This is a genomic window from Paenibacillus sp. FSL W7-1088 (genome assembly GCF_037969855.1).
Taxonomy (GTDB): Bacteria; Bacillota; Bacilli; order Paenibacillales; family Paenibacillaceae; genus Paenibacillus.
Window position 1 is genome coordinate 4,514,925 of sequence record NZ_CP150216.1, and the last position, 19,261, is coordinate 4,534,185.

At 45.4% G+C, this 19,261-nt stretch carries 21 protein-coding genes; 11 read left to right on the forward strand and 10 right to left on the reverse strand.

Going from position 1 to position 19,261, the window contains the following annotated elements:
• Positions 1 to 77: 77 nt before the first annotated feature.
• The 3 genes from MKY42_RS20275 to MKY42_RS20285 all read right to left on the reverse strand — a co-directional run bounded on the left by MKY42_RS20275 (position 78) and on the right by MKY42_RS20285 (position 2,194).
• Complete coding sequence (locus tag MKY42_RS20275; RefSeq protein ID WP_256222145.1) at positions 78 to 389, reverse strand: Dabb family protein; 312 nt, start codon at positions 387 to 389, stop codon at positions 78 to 80.
• 30 nt (positions 390 to 419) lie between these two features.
• On the reverse strand, positions 420 to 965 hold the full coding sequence (locus MKY42_RS20280) for a PadR family transcriptional regulator (RefSeq protein WP_177185748.1): 546 nt from the start codon (positions 963 to 965) through the stop codon (positions 420 to 422).
• Between the two features lie 71 nt (positions 966 to 1,036).
• The gene (locus MKY42_RS20285; RefSeq protein WP_339844209.1) at positions 1,037 to 2,194 is read right to left on the reverse strand and encodes an ABC transporter permease; all 1,158 of its coding nucleotides are present in this window, start codon (positions 2,192 to 2,194) and stop codon (positions 1,037 to 1,039) included.
• A gap of 97 nt (positions 2,195 to 2,291) precedes the next feature.
• On the opposite strand from MKY42_RS20285, the gene MKY42_RS20290 reads away from it, so the two are divergent.
• A complete protein-coding gene (locus tag MKY42_RS20290) occupies positions 2,292 to 3,545 on the forward strand; it encodes a cytochrome P450 (protein ID WP_339844212.1) in 1,254 nt (417 codons plus the stop codon).
• Positions 3,546 to 3,693: 148 nt separating this feature from the next.
• On the opposite strand, the gene MKY42_RS20295 is transcribed toward MKY42_RS20290, so the two are convergent.
• Positions 3,694 to 4,278, reverse strand: a complete 585-nt coding sequence (locus MKY42_RS20295) for a TetR/AcrR family transcriptional regulator (RefSeq protein WP_090900174.1) — start codon at positions 4,276 to 4,278, stop codon at positions 3,694 to 3,696.
• Between the two features lie 225 nt (positions 4,279 to 4,503).
• Between MKY42_RS20295 and MKY42_RS20300 the strand changes: the two genes are divergently transcribed.
• The 3 genes from MKY42_RS20300 (at position 4,504) to MKY42_RS20310 (ending at position 7,608) form a co-directional block, all read left to right on the forward strand.
• Positions 4,504 to 5,631: an NADH:flavin oxidoreductase gene (locus MKY42_RS20300; protein ID WP_339844215.1), complete on the forward strand. Its 1,128-nt coding sequence runs from the start codon at positions 4,504 to 4,506 to the stop codon at positions 5,629 to 5,631.
• 205 nt (positions 5,632 to 5,836) lie between these two features.
• On the forward strand, positions 5,837 to 6,688 hold the full coding sequence (locus MKY42_RS20305; protein WP_179264186.1) for an AraC family transcriptional regulator: 852 nt from the start codon (positions 5,837 to 5,839) through the stop codon (positions 6,686 to 6,688).
• Positions 6,685 to 7,608 (forward strand): DMT family transporter, encoded by a 924-nt coding sequence (locus tag MKY42_RS20310; protein ID WP_090900184.1) that lies wholly within the window; start codon positions 6,685 to 6,687, stop codon positions 7,606 to 7,608. The genes MKY42_RS20305 and MKY42_RS20310 overlap by 4 nt, the downstream gene beginning before the upstream one ends.
• Before the next feature lie 98 nt (positions 7,609 to 7,706).
• Here MKY42_RS20310 and MKY42_RS20315 read toward each other — a convergent pair whose 3' ends face one another.
• Positions 7,707 to 8,402 (reverse strand): pseudouridine synthase, encoded by a 696-nt coding sequence (locus MKY42_RS20315; protein WP_339844218.1) that lies wholly within the window; start codon positions 8,400 to 8,402, stop codon positions 7,707 to 7,709.
• A 215-nt stretch (positions 8,403 to 8,617) separates the two neighbouring features.
• Between MKY42_RS20315 and MKY42_RS20320 the strand changes: the two genes are divergently transcribed.
• From MKY42_RS20320 to MKY42_RS20345, 6 genes are all read left to right on the forward strand, one after another.
• Positions 8,618 to 9,487: a hypothetical protein gene (locus tag MKY42_RS20320; protein ID WP_339844220.1), complete on the forward strand. Its 870-nt coding sequence runs from the start codon at positions 8,618 to 8,620 to the stop codon at positions 9,485 to 9,487.
• Between the two features lie 72 nt (positions 9,488 to 9,559).
• Positions 9,560 to 10,195 carry a hypothetical protein gene (locus MKY42_RS20325; protein WP_090900193.1) on the forward strand — a complete coding sequence of 212 codons (636 nt, stop codon included), beginning with the start codon at positions 9,560 to 9,562 and terminating at the stop codon, positions 10,193 to 10,195.
• A gap of 272 nt (positions 10,196 to 10,467) precedes the next feature.
• Positions 10,468 to 11,676 (forward strand): MFS transporter, encoded by a 1,209-nt coding sequence (locus MKY42_RS20330; RefSeq protein ID WP_090900196.1) that lies wholly within the window; start codon positions 10,468 to 10,470, stop codon positions 11,674 to 11,676.
• Between the two features lie 90 nt (positions 11,677 to 11,766).
• A complete protein-coding gene (locus MKY42_RS20335; protein WP_339844226.1) occupies positions 11,767 to 13,005 on the forward strand; it encodes an aspartate aminotransferase family protein in 1,239 nt (412 codons plus the stop codon).
• A 239-nt stretch (positions 13,006 to 13,244) separates the two neighbouring features.
• The gene (locus tag MKY42_RS20340; RefSeq protein ID WP_079693960.1) at positions 13,245 to 14,294 is read left to right on the forward strand and encodes an alcohol dehydrogenase catalytic domain-containing protein; all 1,050 of its coding nucleotides are present in this window, start codon (positions 13,245 to 13,247) and stop codon (positions 14,292 to 14,294) included.
• A 73-nt stretch (positions 14,295 to 14,367) separates the two neighbouring features.
• Entirely contained in the window at positions 14,368 to 15,093 is a 726-nt protein-coding gene (locus MKY42_RS20345) for an HAD family hydrolase (RefSeq protein ID WP_179264172.1), read from the forward strand.
• 114 nt (positions 15,094 to 15,207) lie between these two features.
• Here MKY42_RS20345 and MKY42_RS20350 read toward each other — a convergent pair whose 3' ends face one another.
• The 4 genes from MKY42_RS20350 to MKY42_RS20365 all read right to left on the reverse strand — a co-directional run bounded on the left by MKY42_RS20350 (position 15,208) and on the right by MKY42_RS20365 (position 17,268).
• Entirely contained in the window at positions 15,208 to 15,390 is a 183-nt protein-coding gene (locus tag MKY42_RS20350; RefSeq protein WP_024630505.1) for a YjfB family protein, read from the reverse strand.
• Positions 15,391 to 15,499: 109 nt separating this feature from the next.
• A complete protein-coding gene (locus MKY42_RS20355) occupies positions 15,500 to 15,760 on the reverse strand; it encodes a hypothetical protein (RefSeq protein ID WP_090900212.1) in 261 nt (86 codons plus the stop codon).
• Positions 15,761 to 15,792: 32 nt separating this feature from the next.
• The gene (locus MKY42_RS20360; protein ID WP_339844237.1) at positions 15,793 to 16,653 is read right to left on the reverse strand and encodes a Cof-type HAD-IIB family hydrolase; all 861 of its coding nucleotides are present in this window, start codon (positions 16,651 to 16,653) and stop codon (positions 15,793 to 15,795) included.
• A 90-nt stretch (positions 16,654 to 16,743) separates the two neighbouring features.
• The gene (locus tag MKY42_RS20365) at positions 16,744 to 17,268 is read right to left on the reverse strand and encodes a GNAT family N-acetyltransferase (RefSeq protein WP_339844239.1); all 525 of its coding nucleotides are present in this window, start codon (positions 17,266 to 17,268) and stop codon (positions 16,744 to 16,746) included.
• 220 nt (positions 17,269 to 17,488) lie between these two features.
• Between MKY42_RS20365 and MKY42_RS20370 the strand changes: the two genes are divergently transcribed.
• On the forward strand, positions 17,489 to 18,649 hold the full coding sequence (locus tag MKY42_RS20370; protein WP_339844241.1) for a S8 family peptidase: 1,161 nt from the start codon (positions 17,489 to 17,491) through the stop codon (positions 18,647 to 18,649).
• A gap of 120 nt (positions 18,650 to 18,769) precedes the next feature.
• Here the strand turns inward: MKY42_RS20370 and MKY42_RS20375 are convergent, their stop codons facing one another.
• Positions 18,770 to 19,168, reverse strand: coding sequence for a RidA family protein (locus MKY42_RS20375; protein ID WP_090900221.1), 399 nt, complete (start codon positions 19,166 to 19,168; stop codon positions 18,770 to 18,772).
• Positions 19,169 to 19,261 lie beyond the last annotated feature (93 nt).

Below are 19,261 nucleotides of genomic sequence, written 5' to 3' on the forward strand. Positions count from 1 at the left end.
GAACCGGGTTCAGTGCTTTTTGTTATTTCAATAAACCATTAAACAGCTATTTCAGGCAACCAGCGATTCCAAGCCCCTCATCTTGAGGGGATCGGATAATCGACCACAATTACATTCTCCACCCACTCATTCAGAGAGGTTACAAATGCCTGATGTGCAGGATGCGGGCCATAAGCACGCAGTGCCTCCTGATCTTCAAACGTCACTCTCAGGCCAAGTGTGAAGCCCTGAATATGATCCGTCTCCTCTGTTACATTAACGCCTGCGGTCAGATCCACAATTCCAGGAATTTGTTCCTGTAAAGCGAGCAATTGAGCCACCAATTCTTGCTGTTTGACCGTAGTGATTTTATCGTTCAATTTAAATGCGACCAAATGTTCATACATCATTTTCTCCTCCTCATTCCTTTAACAAGTTATTCAGCTTTTTAATACTCTGCTCTGAACATGATGCAGCAGCTTCTGTAGCCAGATTATATCACTTTGAATAGAGTGGTAGGCATGATCTCGCATTAACAGGAGTGCATCTTTCAGATCCTCCTGCACATCAATCTCCTGAGGTGTATGAGAATCAATGTATTCCAGCCTCTTATTCATCTTCTCAATAATATCCTCAATCAAATATGCGATTTTCTGATTATCCACCTTATCCAAATGAACCAACGCAGCGTATAAGGACTGTACATTCGTAAACTTCTGAAACACCTTATATATGCTCTCTTCAAGGGACTGACGTCCTTTTTCGGTGATTCCATATGTCGTTTTATCCGGTCGATTTTCAGTCTGAATCGTTTCAACCTTCTCGATCAGGCCCTTCTTCAGCAACACTTCAAAATTATAATAAATGGTGCCTTCCGTAATCTTGGCATCCGTTTGATCCAGATGTTTCCCAATTCGTTTCTTAATATCATAGGGATAACAATTCCCCTCACTTAGTGCACCGAGTATAAAAATTTGAATCGACATTGTGACTGCCCCCATTCTGCTCTTCCAAGGGTACAGCTTCTTCCTGATCGCCTACCCTTATCACTTCTATTTTATATCATAACGGGCTGTTGTACAGGCTCCTGTGTTGTATCAGTCTGTTTGGCTTTTTTGAAATGATGAATGGCTGTATTGATCACAAAGGCTCCCAAGCCCACCAATGCCAGTCTAACCGCATATTCTACCGTCTTCCCTCCGCCAAAGAGAATATTATAATCCAGATGTGTTGAATAGAACATCGGTGTAATTTGACTCACGAATTTGAAATATCCTGGCATCATCTCCGGTGACATGGACGTCCCGTTTGCAATGGACTGGCTGAGTACAAATATCATATTGATCAGCATTCCGCCTTGACCGAGAAGCATGATAAAGATGCTGGTGAACTCAATTGACACAAACAGCTGTAAACTGTGTACCATCCACATTTTCATAAACACTTCCACGCCATACCCCTGCACCATAAAATAAATGCCGATCCCTACGAGTGGAGCAAGTATGGAAACAAGCAAATTCGTACCTCGCATTGCAAAAAATGCGTTCCATTTCCCCATTTGTCCTTGCAGCTGCTTCATTCCCCCAATGCTTTGCATCGCATAGATCATGGCTCCAACATAGAGCGCCATGGTGATGAACATCGGTGCCATCTGATTCTGCATGCCTGCTGGCTGCGGATTGCTCAGAACGATGTCGGATGACACTTTGCCCATAGTGGATTCCACAATCTGTTTCGATTGCTCGGCAGGAATTTGCATACTGCTCAACACACCCTCGAAGCTCTGTGCCTGAACCTGTGCACCCATCTGCGCGGTGATTTCAGCTGCCACATTTTTCATGGAGCTCGTGATTGTTGTTGGGTTCGATTCATTAATCAGGTACTGTAACTGAGCTTTGCCGCCCTGTTCAGACAGTTCCTCCGTAAAATCACCCGGTATACGTATGATCATATGAATATCCCGGTCTTCCAGCCCCGTCTTCGCCTGTACTAATGATTCGTTGGTAACGACTTTAAATGGCAATTGTTCTTGCAACTTTTGTACAAATTCAGTTCCGGATTGCTGGTCTTCGTTGACAATAGCGACCGTAAGATTCGTTACATTTTTGGGGATTACGCTATACCCCGACATGAAAACGGTCAACATTACAATTTGGTAAAAAACGATCATAAATATGCCTGCCTTGACTCCACCGTGCTTCAGTATGTTCTTCACTCTCTATTCCACCTTATTATCTCAATTTAAACTACTTGAATTAAAGTACTCTTGTTTGTTATATTTGTCAATGAGACCAACCAAGGAGGCGAAACGAATGACGAAGAGCTCTATTATTTCTCTGTCTGAAATCACGAATTTCCAATCGAAAGAAGAAGAATTCAGTCCCTACCGTTGGTATCGCAGCATGTTGAATCAGGAACCCGTCATCTACAATGAAGAGACCGATTCCTGGCATGTATTCAGGTATGATCTTGTCAAAACCGTGCTTAATGATCACGAGCACTTCTCCAGTGTGAGAAAAAGATCTATTGTTAACGTGGGATATTCAAGTGAAGAAGAAGGTGCGGACAGTGAGCATCACATGCCGGACAAGCTGGATATTCACAACGTAGATCCGCCGGAACATCGCAAGCGGAGATCATTGCTGGCAAGTGCATTTACACCCAGAAGTCTCAAGCTCTGGGAACCGAGAATCGAGGCTGTGGCTGAAGAGCTGATCAGCGAATTTGAAGGTCAATCAGAAGTGGACATTGTTGAAGCTTATACAAGCATGTTTCCTGTCATTATCATGTCGGACCTGCTCGGCATTCCTTCCAAAGATCGTCATTTGTTCAAGGATTGGGTGGACACCATGTTTATGCCTACTACCGATGCCACTTTTGATCAAATTAACGAAATGAAAAAGATAGCCGGGGAAGAATATTTCAAGTACTTGTATCCCTTCGTTGTGTCCAAAAGGTCCAATCTGGGAGAAGATATCATATCGGACCTGATTCAGGTGGAATTGGATGGCGAGCACTTTACGGATGAAGAGATCGTGCGAACCACCATGTTTATTCTGGGAGCCGGCATAGAAACCACAAGCAACCTGCTGGCCAACTCGTTCTATGCTCTTCTGTATGACCAACCGGAATTGTATGCCCAACTCAGGGATAACCTTGAGCTTGTCCCCGCCGCGGTAGAGGAAATGCTGAGATATCGCTTTCACATCAGCAAAATGGACCGTATGGTCAAAGAGGATAACGATCTGCTCGGAGTTAAACTGAAAAAGGGAGACGCTATCGTGGCGTGGATGAGTGCAGCCAATATGGATGAGACCATGTTCGAAGATCCGTTCACTTTGAATATTCATCGAGCGAACAATAATAAACAGCTTGCGTTTGGTTTTGGTACTCACTTCTGTCTGGGGGCTCCTCTGGCCCGTCTAGAGGCCAAAATTGTACTGACCGCATTTCTCAAAACGTTCACCAGCATTGAACCCGTGCAAGGATTCAATCTGGAGGAAAACCTGACCGCTTCTGCGGCCGGACAATCTTTAACAAGCCTTCCGATGAAGTTGTCTAGGTAATTACATCTGACGTAAATGCTTATATGGATATGTCATCTTTACTATAAGTTCTATCGATATTATCAAAACAAAAAGAGCAGATCCCATCTGCTCTTTCTCTCTACCCTTATCCTTATAGATATCCTCTATCCTTCAATTCTACCGTTCGTTAATTCAGCAAACCTGTTCCATTCATCATAAACGGCACCACTCGCTCGGCCAACTCAGCCGGGGATTCCTGCCTCTCCTCCAGATTCCAACGATACGTCACCCCATAGATCGACCAGCTCAGCATCGTTGCCAAATACGCCAATGTTCTGGGTGGCTCCGCACCATGTGTTTGACTCATGGCAAGCTCCAGAACAAGCTTTTCTAACTGAGCCTTAATGTTTTCCTCAAAGATTGGCGCTACGGACTCATATTTCTTGATACACTGGTTGCTTGAATCATGGTAATTACATAACGAGATCACCAGTTGCTTCAAGGTCTCTTCGGTCAAATGTGCCTCTACATCAATCTGTTTGAGCACATATTCTTGGAAAGCATAGGACAAAACGGATTCAAGCAGTTCATATTTGTCTGCAAAATGGGCATAAAATGTGGCCCGGTTAATCGTCGCTTTTTGCGTAATATCCTGAACCGTGATAGCAGAGAAATCCTTTTTATTCAAATGATAAAAAAACGCATCCTGAATTAATTGACGGGTTCGGATCACCCGCGGGTCATTGGGATTTGGAGAAAACTCACCTGACATATACAAAGTACCCCTTTTGATCGATCTTGTAATCAACCTTCTCAATGCCTCTATTATAAATAGCTCCTGTTAGGTCAACAAGTAATTCAGGGTTAAACCAACATTATTATGGTCGCTTCGCTTAAGCAACACATTGGTTAAATCGTCGGTTGATACAGGCATTCTCCATTGATACTATTGCACTCGTACCCCGCTTGGAGGTGCACTATTATGGAGGTGTTTGACTTGAGTAATCATCAGCAGCAACAAGTCCAATCGACGGAAAAACTGTTTCAACCTTATACAATTCATCATTTAACCCTGCAGTCACGTATCGTTATGCCCGCAATGGGTCGGGCTTTCTCACCAGATGGTGTGCCAGGCTCCGATGTAGCAGCTTATTATCGCAGACGTGCCGAAAATGGTGTCGGACTTATTATTACCGAAGGTGTAACTATTGACCATCCGGCGGCAACCAGCGAACCACGCGTGCCCCGTTTTCATGGCGAAGAAGCATTAAACGGCTGGGCAGAAGTCGTCAGACAAGTCCATGAAGCCGGGGGCAAGATTTTTCCACAGCTCTGGCATATGGGTATGGCTCGTCCAGCGGGATCACAGCCTTATCCGGAAGTTCCGTCCATTGGGCCGTCCGGTATTGATCTTGAGGGAAACTTGACCGGTGCACCAATGACCGAGGAGGAAATCGCCAACATCATTCAAGCTTTTGTGGACGCAGCAGTTCATGCCAAACGGCTTGGGTTCGACGGCATTGAAATTCAAGGAGCACATGGTTACCTGGTTGACCAATTCTTCTGGGCCAGAACAAATACACGGACAGACCGCTATGGCGGCGATCTAATCAAGCGTACGCAATTCGCTACCGAACTTATTCAAGCCATTCGTACAGCCGTGGGTCCCGATTATCCGATTGCCATCCGTTTGTCGCAGTGGAAAATGAGTGATTATGACATCAAACCGCTGGACACACCGGATAAGCTGGAGCAATTCCTGAATGTGCTGGTAGAGGCCGGCGTCGATATATTCCACTGCTCTACACGACGTTTCTGGGAGCCGGAATTTGATAGTTCGAAACTTGGATTTGCCGGCTGGGTGAAAAAACTGACAGGCAAACCAACGATAGCCGTGGGCTCTGTCGGTCTGGATAATGAATTCACCAGTCTCTATACGGAAGGTAAAGGTGCAGGACATAAGGATTTGGATGATCTTCTTCATCGGTTGGAACAGGAGGAATTTGATCTGGTTGCCGTTGGACGCGCACTACTTGCTGATCCGACGTGGGCCGTGAAAATCCGTGATGGCCGTGTGAATGAAATTCAGGCCTTTTCACCAGAAGCACTTGCTACGTTGCTATAAGAATAATTTCGGTTCAAATTCATATGGTTATCCATTAAATGAGCTATAATTGAACCAAAATACTCGTCATCCATCTAGTTAGGGACAGCGGGTATTTTGGCTTTTTTACATGTTTGAACAAAACAAAGCGAGCAATATCGTCCAAGAAAGTTCCTTCTTTTCATATTATAATGACATTTAACTTACCAGAAAGAAGGTGCAGCAGGTGACTCGCGAAGTGCGAACCGTCGTGTTCGATACCGATTTACAGCTCGAAGCCTATCAATTCGAAGGCATTATGCAGAAATTCCCCAATCATTTTCATGACTATTACGTCATCGGATTTATTGAGCAAGGCAAGCGCCATCTCGTATGTAATAACGAAGAATATATGCTGAACACTGGAGACATGATTATTTTTAATCCGCATGATCCCCATGCCTGCGAACAGGTGGACGGCAGAACTCTGGATTATCGCTGCATCAACATTCAACCTGAGGTCATGCACCAGTATGTACAGGAAATTACAGGACAAGATTACTTGCCCCGATTTACTTCTCCTGTTCTCTACCAAAGCGAACATGTTGGTTCTTTACACGAACTGCATCAGATGATTTTGGAAGAGCAAGCTGACTTTCACAAAGAAGAGCTGCTGCTCTTTCTGCTGGAACAACTGATGAGAGAATATGCGGATGCCGATCCACCCGTTTCTGCCCAGGACGTCACCATCGAGATCAGACGTATATGCGAGTACATAGAGACTCATTATATGGAGAGCATTACGCTGAACCAGCTGGTCGAGTTAACAGGACTGAGCAAGTATCATCTGTTGCGTTTATTTACCCGTCAAAAAGGGATATCTCCCTACCGCTACCTGGAAACGATTCGCATCAATCAGGCCAAACGTCTATTGGAACAAGGCAATCTCCCAATTGAGGTCGCCGCGCAGACCGGTTTCAGTGACCAGAGTCACTTTACGAATTTTTTCAAAAAGCTGATTGGCTTGACACCCAAGCAATACAGACGCATCTTCAACCATGAAGTGGATTCAAATCGCACAGCGGATGATCTGTCATGACAGGTCAGAACAAACCCTCCACTGGACACCTGCTGGCCTTACTTACGATCCTGATCTGGGGAACAACGTTTATCTCCACTAAGATGCTGCTGATCGATTTCACCCCGGTGGAAATTCTCTTTTTCCGTTTCGTGATTGGCTATGTAGTGCTCTTCCTGATCTATCCACGGTTGATGCGAATTACCTCGCTCCGAGAAGAAATGCTGTTTATCGGTGCTGGAGTATGCGGAGTTACGTTATATTTTCTTATTGAAAATATTGCACTGGTGTACACCCTCGCTTCCAATGTAGGTGTTATTGTTTCAATTGCCCCCTTCTTTACTGCAGTCCTTGCACATTTCTTTCTGGATGGAGAGACATTGCACAAGCGGTTTATTGTAGGCTTCGCCATTGCCTTGACTGGCATTATCCTGATTGGATTCAACGGCAGTTTCATTCTGCAACTAAATCCGCTGGGCGATCTGCTCGCTTTCGTAGCACCTGCTGTGTGGGCGATCTACTCAGTAATCATGCGCAAAATAGGTGAACTTCCCTATCACACCATCGGTGCAACACGCAAAGTATTTTTTTATGGACTATTATTCATGCTGCCGTCTTTGTTCCTGTTCGAATTCCACTTCGATCTTGGGCGCTTCGCCAACATGGCCAACCTCTCGAATTTTCTCTTTCTGGGGCTGGGTGCCTCGGCCTTATGTTTTGTAACCTGGAACCGGGCAGTGAGTCTGCTGGGAGCCGTCAAAACAAGTGTGTACATTTATTTGGTGCCTGTCATAACTGTCGTCGCTTCTGCACTGATTCTACATGAACGGATTACCTGGATAACGCTGCTCGGAGCTCTATTAACGTTGCTCGGGTCATTTATATCAGAGAAGAAAGTACAAAGAAAAGACTACGGTAGTACCTTGCCGAAACTTCAATAGTGCATGGTTCGTCTACCATAACTCAAAAAAGAGGCATTTATCCTGACGGATTAGTGCCTCTCTTCATTTTGCCAAGGACATTGCTTCGATGCCTTTCTCTAATTCAACATGGATAGAAGTTTCTCCAACTCCTGTTTCTCCAGATGTCTCCATTGTCCACGTTCCAGTCCATCCAGCGTAACATTCATAATTCGGATGCGCTCCAGCTTGAGCACTCTGTAACCCAGAGCCTTGCACATTCTGCGGATTTGCAGATTAAGCCCCTGAGTCAAAATGATACGAAATACGTTCTCACTATGCTGCTGATATACCTCACACGGCTTCGTCACCACGTCCAGAATCTCAACCCCTTGCGACATCGCCCGTACGAATTCGTCTGTCACAGGTTTGTCGACGGTCACTACGTATTCCTTGTCGTGGTTATGCTCCGAACGCATCATCTTGTTCACAATATCTCCGTCATTCGTCAGAAAAATCAAACCCTCGGACGCCTTATCCAGCCTGCCAATCGCAAAGATACGCGAGGGATAATTCACATACTGAATGATGTTTCCCTCCACCTGTTCCGCTGCGGTGCAGACAATGCCGATAGGTTTATTCAGAGCAAGGTAAACAGGCTCGCGATCATTGTAAGGAATCTCCTTACCGTCGATGAGCACGATATCCTCAGGCTCTACGTCCGCACCTTTTTCACATACCTTGCCATTAATCGTGATGCGCCCGGCTGCAATTAATCGGTTCGTTTCCCTGCGGGAGCAATATCCCGTTTCACTGATGTATTTGTTAATTCGCATGCTCCACCACTTCTCATCTGTAATATTGCCGCTGGTCCATTAGCAAGTTCATGTTGTCAGTTCATCTTCTCCGTTCAATGGGTTAGTACCTTGTACTGATTTTCATCCCACATCATCTCACTTATAATGAAACGAAGCAAATGAATTGTTATACGTAAGTACATAGGAGATTAAAAATTAACTTTGGAAAGGAGTTAACCATGGACAAAAAGTGCATGAGAGTGCTTAAAAAGTTATATCTACACACCAATGGTGATTATGACAGAGCACGAGAAGTAATGATCTATCAAACGGATACACTAACTCCAGCCGAACAGGAGCTACTGGCTGCACAAGGTTGGGTGGCTAATGATCTGGAGTTAATCCACCATGATAATATCATTCAACAACTAATCGCTTTCCAGCAGAATGAACGTCTTTCCTGGTCCACGATTACCCAAGCATTTATTGCAGGGGTCGGAGGCAGTTATCCACGAGGCATATCTACGCTCGCAAGCTACCATATGATGACTCACTCGCAGGCGCATGCTTACGAAGAGACCGAACAATTTCTTGCTTGCAGAGTTTGCGGTTTCAGTCATAGTGATGAGAGCTGGAAGAATCTATCCAGTATCCGATACGCCCTCCACCAGGGTTATGATTACAGTGGGTCAAGCGTAGGTGCATACGCCGATCTGACAGAGTTTGTCACCTTACTTGAGCAAGGACCCATTAAAGCGACTTCCGAGGATATCAGCACATTCAATCAACTGCTTTACATGCTGGATCAAGCTGACGCCGAAGAATCCCCGGGAAAATTTGAGAAACGACTCACTGCAGAGAAATTGGTCAAAGGACACGCCGGGATTCGTCGAAGTATTCTTCAAGCGCTGTCCAGGGTAGGTGTGCTGCCCAATCAGGTTCTCTCCCTAAGTACAGACCATTGGACCAACAACGAGCATATCCTGAACGGTGAGTTGCAGCTTAACAATACCAAAGGCCGCTCTGATATGGAGATGCCTTGGGCTGGCTGGCAAGGTAAACTTGGCGTCGATTGGGACAAAGCGCACAAGCTGTTTGGACACGTGATTCAAGTCAAAGATTAAACGTACCGACCGGTCAGATTTGATGATTGATGTTTGTATAAACAGCTTAATCCAGATAAAAAGGAGTTGCCCATGCACAAAGTTACCCAACTTTTAATTGACCCTGATCATCCGAACCAGAATACTGGCGTATGGATTGGCGGAGAAGTTGCATATGTTACGAATTGGCCGCTTAATGCGGAGGGCCAGCCCTTGTTGCATTTGTTCTCCATCGATTGCAATACACTTTTACAACAGCACCATATCCTTTCTTCTTTACCACCGGATAAGTATATCTCGGTCTTCTCCAGTTATTCCGCTTCAGAATACTTTTTGGATCAGGTAACCTATGCGGGAGATGAGCTGGAGTGGAAGGAAAATATTCTCGCTGGAAGTACATACGTATCCATAACTTCAGAGCCACTGACTTCCGTATGTCCCATTCAATCCATTCCTTTATGCGGAGTAAGATTGACGGAAATGGAGATTGAGGAACAGGATTTCCCTGCCTTTTCATTTTTCTCTTCCATGCTACCTAACGGTGTGAATGGAATTAGCCATTTGTTAGAGGACTATCAATTCGTAGGTCAGATTTATTCCGCGGATTTCCCCGATCCCTATCAGGATATACTGGGACTTTCCGATGCAACCGGATATTTGTTATTACGAACTGGCCCTGCATCTGCTCAGGCTCCCTTGGATGGGATTTTCTTCGTGCAGACTGCTTAGTGGGGACGATTGCTTAAGTTAAATCATATTCGGATTAATGTTCCCGAACGTCAAGAAGTTTCCTGTCTATTACTGACAAGAAACTTTTTTTTGTTTCGACACGAAATCGTTTTAGGCTGAACATTGTGTGAGAAAGATCATTCATTCGTCAAAAGTTAACATTATTTTACAATAAAAAGCATGTACAATTGCATAATTATGGTATAAGTTATATACGAAAGAAACATTATTTACATAATATAAAATTTATATCCATCTTAGGAGGACAACTTATGAGAAGAATTTTCGCTTTAAGCTGCGGTTTTTATCTGTTAATCGGCATAACCAGCGTTGTACTCGGTGCACTTCTACCCGTTTTATTGACACATTACGAGCGTGGTTATAGTGATGGCGGATTTTTGTTGTTTCTGCAGTTCCTCGGTTTTCTTGTCGGGGTGCTTGTTGCTCCTTCCATGACTGCCCGCATCGGCAGAAAATCCATGTTAACCATCGCACTGATCTGTATTGTGGCCGCCTATGCCGTTCTCGGATTTTTGCCATCCTGGACAGTTGTTCTTCTTCTAACCATTATTGTCGGGTTTGGGTCTGGCATCATTGAACCCTCCGTTGGTGCGTTTACGATAGAATTTACGGAAAATCAGAAAGCAGTCGCCATGTCCAAGCTTGATGTGTACTTTGCCCTCGGAGCACTTCTCATTCCGGCAGTCGCTGCCTTATACATTTGGCTGGATCTTTGGCATCTTACGTTTTATACCGTTTCCGCGTTATCCCTTATTCTCATGCTGCTATGGGTAACCATGCCCACCTCCGCCGCTTCTTATCTGAAACAAGCTGGTGAAAATACCGTTGGACATGCAACGGGCAGGGCCCAGTATTCCAGAAAACATCTGGGGCTGCTCACCATTTTCGTCATCTTCTTCTTCGTTTACATGGGTCTGGAGTTAGGCCTGATGAACTTCCTGCCTTCCATCCTGGTCGAACGTTTGCAGTTGCAGGAATCCGTCGCTTCACTCAGCGTATCCATTCTATGGATTGCCATGATTATCGGTCGTCTTTTTTCGGGAAAAATTGCCGAGGCCGTCAACTACATGCCTTTCCTGATTTGGAGTACGGTAGGAACACTTCTGTTCGCCGTTGCCATGGTGTTCGTTACAGGCCAATGGGCAACATATCTGCTAATCTTCGGAACTGGATTGTTCATGTCAGGACTGTTCTGTATCGCACTGGTCTATGCCAACATTCTGATCCCGGGCATGACTGAACGCACAACCAGCATCCTGATTGCCTCAGGCGGCATCGGTGGCGCCATTCTACAGTATGTCACTGGATGGAGCATGAGTACGTGGCCTGTAGTGAACACGGTCTGGATTTTGGCCGGATTTTGTCTGATTCTGCTCCTCACTCTCGTACTCTCTCATCTCTGGAATGTAAGGAACAGCAGCGTAAGTGGAACTCTCGCACATCAGAGTAAAGAGATTTAAACGTTGCATCTTGAGAGGGGTGATGCCTGCGTAATCCGGAATTATTGATCATCGTTCAGGCTAGTACATTACATTTATGGAGGGAATCGTATGCAAACTTTAACCAAAAACCGCTTCAGAACCGGACAAGGGATTAAGTTGATTGACGATGCAGGCGTTGAATATCTGGATGGCGTATCCGGTACATTTAACCTGTCACTGGGCTACAATCACCCGCATGTCGTGAGCAAAATTCAGGAACAAGTCGGCAATCTGACGCATATGTCTTCCTCCTTCACAGAACCGTATGTGGATGAAGTGCTCGATCATCTGATTGAATATGCTCCAAACGACATTAATGCCGGATGGATGCGGGATATTACGGGTTCAACCGCCAATGAATGTGCCACCAAAATTGCACAGAAATACACGCAATCCACAGACATTATCAGCCTGTACCTGTCCCATCATGGGCAGACCCAATTTGCAACCGGGATTTCGGGAAATGCCTTCCGGCGTAAACGTTTCCCCAACTCGGCTGTTGCCAACTCCGTTCATGTACCTGCACCATACTGCTATCGTTGCCCATTCAAATCTTCAAACGGAGACTGCGGATATCAATGCGTTGAAGCTATCTCCGATGCTATAGAATATGCGAGCTCCGGCTCAGTCGCCTGCATGATTATTGAACCAATCCTCGGCAATGGCGGCAATATCATTCCTCCTGCAGGATATTTCAAGCGCCTGCGTAAACTGTGTGATGAGTACAACATCATTCTTATTGCCGACGAAGTGCAGACCGGAATCGGACGTACTGGATATATGTTCGCCAGCGAACTGTTCGATATCCAGCCAGACATGATTACCCTTGCCAAAGGTCTCGGCGGAATCGGTGTACCTGTTGCTGCGGTATTGATGCAGTCCCGATTGAATGTACTGGAAAAGCATGAACATTCCTTCACCTCAGGAAGCAATCTGATCTCCGTAACCGCTGCCAAATCTACCCTGGAGGTTGTATCCGAACCTGGATTCCTGGATGACGTGAAACGCAAAGGTGAAATTTTAGGTGGATTACTGCAAGATTTGGCCATGAAATATCCAAGCATCGGTGAAGCTCGCGGAGTCGGGCTGATGTGGGGATTAGAAATGGTGGGTGACAATAATGAACCGGATACGGATAAAACCAACGCCATTATTGACCGTGCCTTCACGGATGAGCATCTGATTTTAAGAGGGTCACGTTATGGCTTCGGGAACGTAGTTAAGGTCAGACCATCGCTAACCACAACAGAAGATGAGTTGGTTGAAATTGTAGAGCGACTCGATTCGGTGCTTGCAAGCGTCCATTAAAACATTTCAATGCCATTGCTCGTAGTGGTCGTTTCGGTTACGAATCGTTCTTCTGATCGCTGTTATCCCCGGATTTTTTTGATTTCCCTTTTCCAAGGGAAAAATCCGTTGATAAAGGCGAACGCTCCGCTTCTCCAGAATCGATTTCGTCCCCTTCACTACTTTCGTATCTTGTCAGAAACTGTTTTTAAAATGAATCGCTATAGTTACATTTCATATTATAATAAGGAGGTTTTCACATGTTAGCATTGGTATACAAATCGGCCTGGGATGTAGTGCTTGAAGAACGACCTGTTCCGGAAATCGCAAGAGACAATCAAGTATTGGTTCGAATCCGGGCAACAGGTGTGTGCGGTACCGACCTCGGTATTGTCAGCGGTAAATATCATGCGGTTCCTTCCGTCATTCTTGGTCATGAGTCTGCCGGGGAAGTCATTGCTGTGGGCTCTGCTGTAACAACACTACAACCGGGCGACCGGGTTGTCATCGATCCTACCTATTATTGCGGGCAATGCGACATGTGCAGAACAGGCAGACAAAATCACTGCACACATAAATCGGTTACAGAGACAGGTGTGAGCGCTGACGGTACATTTACGGATTATTATGTAACCGAGGATCGCTTTTTGTATAAATTGAAGGACCATGTGAGTTACGAGGAAGCGACGCTGACCGAACCTCTGAGCTGCATGCTTACAGGTATTAATCAGATCCATCTGCTGCCGAATTTTAGAACCATTATCCTCGGTGCGGGCCCGATTGGCATTCTTTACAGCTATGCCCTCGCTTCCAAAGGTGTCACTGGCTGTCTCGTCGACATCTCGGAAGAACGTCTGGCTATTGCAGGTTCGATTGCACCGGACCGATGGGAGGTTCATTCATCCTTTGAAAATGCGATAGAATCACTGGCACCCACAACCAATCAGGTTGATATGATTGTGGATACGACAGGCGTCGTGGGTACACAAGTGCTTTCACAGCTCGCAAGCGGCGGCTATCTCATGCTGGTTGGTCTGAGAGATGGAAACACATCGTTCAATCCCAAGGAAGTTGTGGACCGCAGTCTGAAAATCATTGGCTCCATCGACTCCCTGGGCACATTCGCAACAGCACATTACATGATTGAGCAACAGATTATCCCGGCGAAAAAAATTATCACCCACTCGTTCCCGTTGGAGGATTACGAAGAAGCATTCCGCACGCTTGGCTGCGATATTCAGGGGCGTACACTTCAAGCTTCTTCACATGCGATCAAAGTGGTGCTGCAATCCAGCGGTTCCAGTATCTAATGTAGCAAGTTCATCATAATTGAGATAAATTAGAGATAATTGCTTACAGAATCCTGGAGGAGGAATACAACATATGGTAGCAAACAAGGAGTTTGAAGGGCTGGGAGAGTCGAAGGATGACAGCATTCAGGCGGTCATTTTTGACATGGATGGCGTACTGATTGACAGCGAACCGATTTATTTCGAGATTGAACGCAGCTCTTTTGCCCATTTCGGCGCGAAGATGACGGAGGAAGAACATCACACCTATGTTGGAGTCACGCTGGAATCGATGTGGCGGCAAGTATTGGACAAGCACCAGTTGACGGCTACCGTGGAAGAAGCCCTCGCCTACCATCAACATAATGTGATGCAGACGATGCTGGCTCACCCGAAGCTAACAGCCATGCCTTCCGTTGAACGCTGGTTAAGCTGGCTGCATGAGCAGCACATTCCGATAGCCGTTGCTTCTTCATCTCCACGTGCACTGATCGACCTGATCATGGACAAGACCGGACTTGGAAAATACTTTGAGGTCCGAATGACAGGTGAGGAAGTTACAAACGGCAAACCGGCTCCGGATATTTTCCTGACTACAGCTGAAATGATTGGAGCATCCCCTTCGAACTGTCTCGTCATTGAGGATTCGCGCAATGGAGTTCAGGCCGCCAAAAGTGCAGGTATGCGCTGCATCGGATACCGTAATCCGGGATCAGGTGACCAGGACTTATCCAAAGCCGATCTTCAGATTTCCAGTTACGATGAGTTATGGACGCTGAAAGAGACACTTCCGTTGAAAGGCAGATCGCCAAGCTTGTAGGAAATCATCTAAAACGAAAATAAACAACCCAAACGGCTTCAATTCCTTGGAATTGAAGCCGTTTGGGTTCTGCTTGCTGCATATTTAACGCGAGAACGAAAACTCAAATATCTTCTAGACCGAAATATCCAGACTTCCACCCAGATTGGGATGAGGAGCCGGAACCGACTTTAACATTTCTGTTAGTTGCTGACCTTGCTGCTCTGCCATGTCTTTCGACATGGACATGACTTGCAAGCTCGCCGACTGTGCCACTGAGACTTGACTCATAGCCATTGATAATGCTGCAATATCCATGTTCTGCACTCCTTTCGTTTTCTGGTCTATAGGCATACCTATTTTATATCGGTCAGATGGGAGAAAATATGTAATCCTCTCCTTCATATTCATCAGCTTAACATTCACTCTAACCCAAATATTTCAATACCCCATCCGTTTCTTTGGCTCTTAGGGTTACTTTGGCTAATAACTGTTCGGGTTGCTGAAAATCCTCTTTGATCTCTGCCATCAATTCTTTTACCATCTCTTCCAGTTGGGCTAATGTTGTTTCTTTAGGTAAAATACGAGTTCTTGCGATCTCATATTTACGAACAGAATCATCGTACGATGGTACGGTTTCCTGACCAAATGCACTAACTTCCAGCTCCACTTTTATTCCTTCCGACATGGGTTTCACCTCTTCCACTCGTTTGGGGTTGATTAGGCCTCAATCAATCCATATTTTACAAAACTGTGGTATAAACCATCTTCTTCAATAGTTCCAGTTATATCATCTGCAATGGCTTTGAGACCTGGCTTGGCATTACCCATCGCAATCCCTACAGCACAATACTCCAGCATCTCGGCATCATTCATGCCGTCCCCAATGGCGAGTGTATCTTCACGTGACATATCCAGATGCTCCAACAGATCTGCAATTGCAATGGCTTTATGAATGCCCGGGATCATCAGTTCACCGCTTCCTTCCCCGAAGATGGGCACCGTGCACTGAATGACTTCGAATTTGCCTTCGAACTCCTGCTTGATTCGATCGAATGGAATTGTGGAGCTTTCCAGAAAACAAACTTTGTTCACGTCGTCCTTGTATAAATCAGCTTCACCATAAGTCAAACCGGCAATAAACGGATGCGGCTTTTGTTCTTTTTTTGCTCTGGCATTCGGATCATTCTCCACATCACCATAGATACGACGTTCCAGGTGAGGTTGAAGATTGGGGCTTGCGTACAAGGCCGAATTCGATTCCAGGTAGAAGTCAATCTGGTGTTCATTGAAGAAATCGACCATATGCCGTACATCTTCTGCCGTTACCCTTTTGTGATACAGCACATCCTGACCGAATTCAACATATCCACCACCGGCACCGATCAGACCGTCAAATCCTACATCCCATATCGATTCGTAGATTTCCGCCTTCGATCGCCCTGTACATAAATAGAGCAAATGTCCATTTTCACGTGCCTGTTTGCACGCCTGTTGTGCAGACAACGGAATATTACCGTCATCATCTACCAATGTGCCATCAATATCTATAAAAACAATCTTTCGATTCGTTGTACTCATCTCGTATCCCCCATTAAAGTAATCCAAGCGCATCACGCTATCTTCCCTTCGGTATCCACAGTTCGTACATCAAAGTAATCATAGTCATAATCACTTATTTTGCAGCAATTTGTCCATATGCACCGTCTGCCAATCATCGTCCTGCTCCACTACAACCACATATCCCTGACGTTTCCAGAAATCCACGGCTCCAGGCAAAAAGCGATGTGTATGCAAATACAACGTTGTATAGTGCAGTTCTGCCACCACGTTCTCCAGTTCTCTTACGAGGAGTGAACCGATACCGTATCTGCGATATTTAGAATCCACATAACATTTCACAATTTCGGCAGCAGACTGCTCAGGATATCGTCCATTCAGAACTTCGATACGCCCATTATAAGGCAGGATGCCAATGGAACCCACAATCTCTTTGTCTTCGGTGACAGCAACCAGAAATACAGCATCGGCTGCATCCAGATAACGTTCTTTGAATTGCTCCAGATCTACAGGTAATTTCCCATGATCCAGCATTGGAAATACTTCTTTGCGAACACGCATGGCAAAATCAATTGCATCATTCATTTGGTGTTCCTGAATAGCTATCACTCTCGGTGTGGCCTGAAGGTGTGTCATAAAATCCACATTCCTTATCTTTAGTTTCGAGCCCCTTTTCAGCTCCGTATACGAATCCAACTAAGCGCAAGTTCGCTCTCTGTTTACAATTCTACCGAAATAAACTCTTCCTATCAATCTATCTAAACGACTAACCAAAATAAAAGAAAGCCCGCGCGATTTGATAGGGATTGCATACGATAAGGCGTGTCATCAATCAAAATTCGAGGGAGGAGAACATATGTGGTTATCGCTAGGAATCTCTGCTGCAGCTCTGCTGGCCATTGGGTTCGTATATCGTTATGTGGAATATAAACTTGCAGCCAAAAAGTTTCATCCCCACGCACCCAAGCAGCTGTTAATCAAGTTCAAGGAAGGTACGACATCCGACGAGATGTACACTCTGCATAAAAAAGCAAAATGTAACGTAGCCGAAACGTATGAAGATCTGGGCTGGTATCGCATTGAATCAAGAAAGAAAATGCAGCGTATGTTGAAGCACTACAAGGACCATGTGCTCATCGAGCACGCTGAACCGAACTACTACCTACAGGCATCATTTACGCCAAATGACCCGTTTTTTCCTTACCAGTACAATCTACCAAAAATCAATGCTCCTGCTGCCTGGGATATTTCCCAGAGTAACAGCTCGGTGAAAATCGCGATCATTGACACTGGCGTGCAGTTAAACCACCCTGAGCTTGCTGGCAAGCTCCTTCCCGGATACGATTACGTTAATTATGATAGTATTCCCGAAGATGGTAACGGGCACGGCACCCATGTAGCTGGAATTGCAGCTTCTATAACCAATAATGGAGTTGGCATTGCTGGTGTGGCACCGCTCGCTTCGATTGTCCCGCTACGAGTGTTGGACAACAATGGACAAGGTACAACGGGCAACGTCGGAAACGGACTTGTTTACGCGGCCAACAACGGTATTCAAGTCGTTAACCTGAGTCTCGGTGGGCCAACGGGAGAAGCTTTCCTTCAAGCTGCCGTGCAATATGCATGGTATCGGGGCGCTGTCATCATCGCGGCAGCAGGTAATGATAATACTTCGTATCCGATTGTACCTGCATCTTATCCCAACGTCATTGCGGTAGCTTCAACCAATCCTTCCGATCTCAAATCGAATTTCTCAAACTATGGATCGTGGGTAGATATGGCTGCACCGGGTGATAGCATTTTGTCCACATACCTGGGCGGCTCCTATGCTTATCTAAGCGGAACGTCCATGGCGGCTCCCCATGTAGCGGGAGTGGCTGCATTACTGGCTGCTCAAGGGAAAACCAATGCCCAGATTCGCGATGCCCTATGCTTCGCATCCGATCCCGTATCCGGCTCCGGTGTCTACTGGACGTATGGGCGACTGAATGCCTATCAGAGTCTGCAAGTGCCATAACATTTACATTCACTCATAATGGCATGGATGATCGCCATACCATTTCTCACGAATAAAGAAACCAAAAAAAACCATGGTGCTTCTATTGAAGCTCCATGGTTTAAATAAGTTTAATTGGTTCTACACTTTTGCTGCCCAAATTTCGATTTCAATTTTAATTTCTGGTAAACCTAATTCCGTAATATATCCAATTGTCATCGCAGGATAATCATGACTGAATAATTGTCCCCACTCAGCGTATAAGAAATCCCAATCGATTTTCTCCGTTGCCCATATGTTAACTTTGATAATATGTTCGGCATCTAAATGCTCGGATTCGAGTACTGTTTTAATATTATTGAATGTATTCGTGACTTGTTCATTCAGACTTTCTGGAAAGTGTCCGCTACGATCTGCTCCAATTTGACCCGACGTCACGAACAACTCTGCATTCCTCGGAATTCTTGTAATATGCGTGTACTGTCCTACAGGAGCTGGCATATTAGCTGGATTTTTTCTAGTAATTTTGTCGATTTTCATGTTGATTACCTCGTCATTCTTAAGATTTTTCTGCGTTATTCCCTAGTTTTCTTCCTAATTTGGGCGCACTTCTCCCTTGGAATAGATTCTAGA